This window comes from uncultured Campylobacter sp. (assembly GCF_938045535.1).
Taxonomy (GTDB): Bacteria; Campylobacterota; Campylobacteria; order Campylobacterales; family Campylobacteraceae; genus Campylobacter_B.
In genome coordinates this window covers 1-2,074 of the sequence record NZ_CALIMQ010000278.1, presented here as the reverse complement: position 1 = coordinate 2,074, position 2,074 = coordinate 1, and the positions used below count along the sequence as shown (strand labels likewise).

The 2,074-nt window shown below is 45.6% G+C and carries 3 protein-coding genes; 2 read left to right on the top strand and 1 reads right to left on the bottom strand.

Translation table 11 applies throughout. The features are described 5' to 3' along the window. Positions 1-10: 10 nt before the first annotated feature. On the top strand, positions 11-607 hold the full coding sequence (locus Q0095_RS08615) for a peroxiredoxin (protein WP_005871241.1): 597 nt from the start codon (positions 11-13) through the stop codon (positions 605-607). Here Q0095_RS08615 and Q0095_RS08610 read toward each other — a convergent pair. Next, positions 577-843 (bottom strand): hypothetical protein, encoded by a 267-nt coding sequence (locus Q0095_RS08610; RefSeq protein WP_297883135.1) that lies wholly within the window; start codon positions 841-843, stop codon positions 577-579. The two genes, Q0095_RS08615 and Q0095_RS08610, sit on opposite strands and share 31 nt — an antisense overlap. Before the next feature lie 72 nt (positions 844-915). On the opposite strand from Q0095_RS08610, the gene Q0095_RS08605 reads away from it, so the two are divergent. Beyond that, positions 916-2,074: pitrilysin family protein (locus Q0095_RS08605; protein ID WP_297883134.1), on the top strand; the 1,159-nt coding region annotated here is incomplete at its 3' end.

Sequence of the window (2,074 nt, the reverse complement as noted above, 5' to 3'; positions counted from 1 at the left end):
GGAGAAACAAATGATAGTAACCAACAAAGCCGTTGATTTCACGGCAACTGCGGTTTTAGGCAACAACGAAATAGTCGAGGATTTCAACCTCTATAAAAATATCGGCGAAAAAGGCGCGGTCGTATTCTTTTATCCAAAAGATTTTACCTTCGTCTGCCCGAGCGAGATCATCGCATTCGATCACAGATATCAAGATTTCAAATCCAAGGGCATCGAAGTTATCGGCGTTAGCTGCGATAGCGAGTTTACCCACCTTGCGTGGAAAAACACTCCGGTAAACGCAGGCGGCATCGGCAAAGTGCAGTTCCCGTTAGTTTCGGATATTACAAAGGACATCGCGCGCAGCTTCGACGTGCTGTTCGGCAACGCCGTAGCGCTTCGCGGCAGCTTCCTGCTTGACAAAGACGGCACCGTCCGCCACGCCGTCATCAACGACCTACCGCTTGGCAGAAACATCGACGAGATGCTAAGAATGGTCGATACGATGCTATTTACGAACGAGCACGGCGAGGTCTGCCCTGCGGGTTGGCACAAAGGTGACGCAGGGATGAAAGCAGACCCTAAGGGCGTCGCGGATTATCTAGGCAAAAACGCAAGCAAACTGTAATTTGTGAAATTCTTCACGCGAGCGTATGAAGTTCTAACCGCGTAAGGTTTAAATTTAGCCTTGCGCAGGCTATTAAAGCTCGCAAAGCTTTCTAAATTCCGCTGCCAAAATTTTAAGTCGCGGCGGCGGAATTCCAAAAATTCCAAAAATTCCAAAAATTCCGTTTCTTGAAATTCTACAAGTAAAATTTTAAAACCGCAAGTAAAATCCCAAATCCTTGGCAAAATTTCACCCATAGCAAAGCTTGTAAAATCATACTTTAAACTAGCTTTTGTTACAATCGTAAGTTTTTAAATCCAAGGACAATTATGAAAAAACTTATATTTTTTATCGCCACCCTGCTTTGCTCTTTGAGCCTTTACTCCGCAGATACCAACCCGGACGCGCCACTTAAGCTCGATCCTAGCGTCGTGCACGGCAAGCTGGTAAACGGCGTGAAATTTTATATCCTCAAAAATGACGTGCCAAAAAATAGCGCGCTTTTTTATCTCAACGTAGCCGCGGGTAGTGTCGATGAAAATGACGATGAGCAGGGCTTAGCGCACTTCGTCGAGCATATGGCGTTCAACGGCAGCGAACATTTTGATAAAAATGAACTAATTCATACCTTGCAGCGCCTAGGGGTGAAATTCGGCGCCGATCTCAATGCACAGACTGGCTTTGAAAACACCACATACAACATCCAGGCCCAAGTGAGCGACGAGACGCTAAAGGATGTATTTTTGGTGCTGCGCGATTATGCGGGCGGCGTTAAATTTGACGAAAACGAAACGCAAAAGGAAAAAGGTGTAATATTAGAGGAAGCAAAAAAAGGCTTTGAGAGGCGATTTTATGAAAAGCGTGCCACATATTTATACCCTAATTCCATATTCTCAAGACGCTTTCCGATCGGACAAAATGAAATCATCAAAGGCGCCACTGGCGAGCAACTAAAAAAATTCTATGCGCGTAACTACCTTCCTAGCGCCATTAGCATCATAGTCGTAGGCGACGTAAACATTGAGCAGATTAAAAACCTAATCAAGCAAAATTTTAGCTCTCTTTCTGTGCACGGCGAAAAAATCCCGCGCGATCTTAGCCTACGCCCATTTGAAGGCGGGCTAGCAAGCACCGTAGAGCCCGAGCTCGGCGCCAATGTCGCTAGCGTGCTTTACGCAGGCAAATATGAGCCGTTAAGAAGCTACGGTGCACTTAAAAATGAGTGGCTGCAAGCCTACGTATCGAGGCTGATGGAGCTTGGATACGACGCGATGAATGTAAATGCCAAAATTCCGCTTAAAGCCTATTTCGGCTCGGACGATCTGTTTAAAAACCGCAGACTATACAGCATAAGCGCAAATATTTTTAATTTCGACGCCAACGCCACGCTAAGTAGTCTTTTTAGCGCGATCAAAGGGGTACGCGAACACGGATTTAACAATGACGATTTTGATAGCGTTAAGGCGGAATTTAAACATCAAGTGCAAG

What these genes read in the sequence shown, in the direction of transcription:
- Q0095_RS08610 (WP_297883135.1), bottom strand. Translation starts at nt 843, where the DNA reads ATGGGTGAAATTTTGCCAAGGATTTGGGATTTTACTTGCGGTTTTAAA.
- Q0095_RS08615 (WP_005871241.1), top strand. Translation starts at nt 11, where the DNA reads ATGATAGTAACCAACAAAGCCGTTGATTTCACGGCAACTGCGGTTTTA.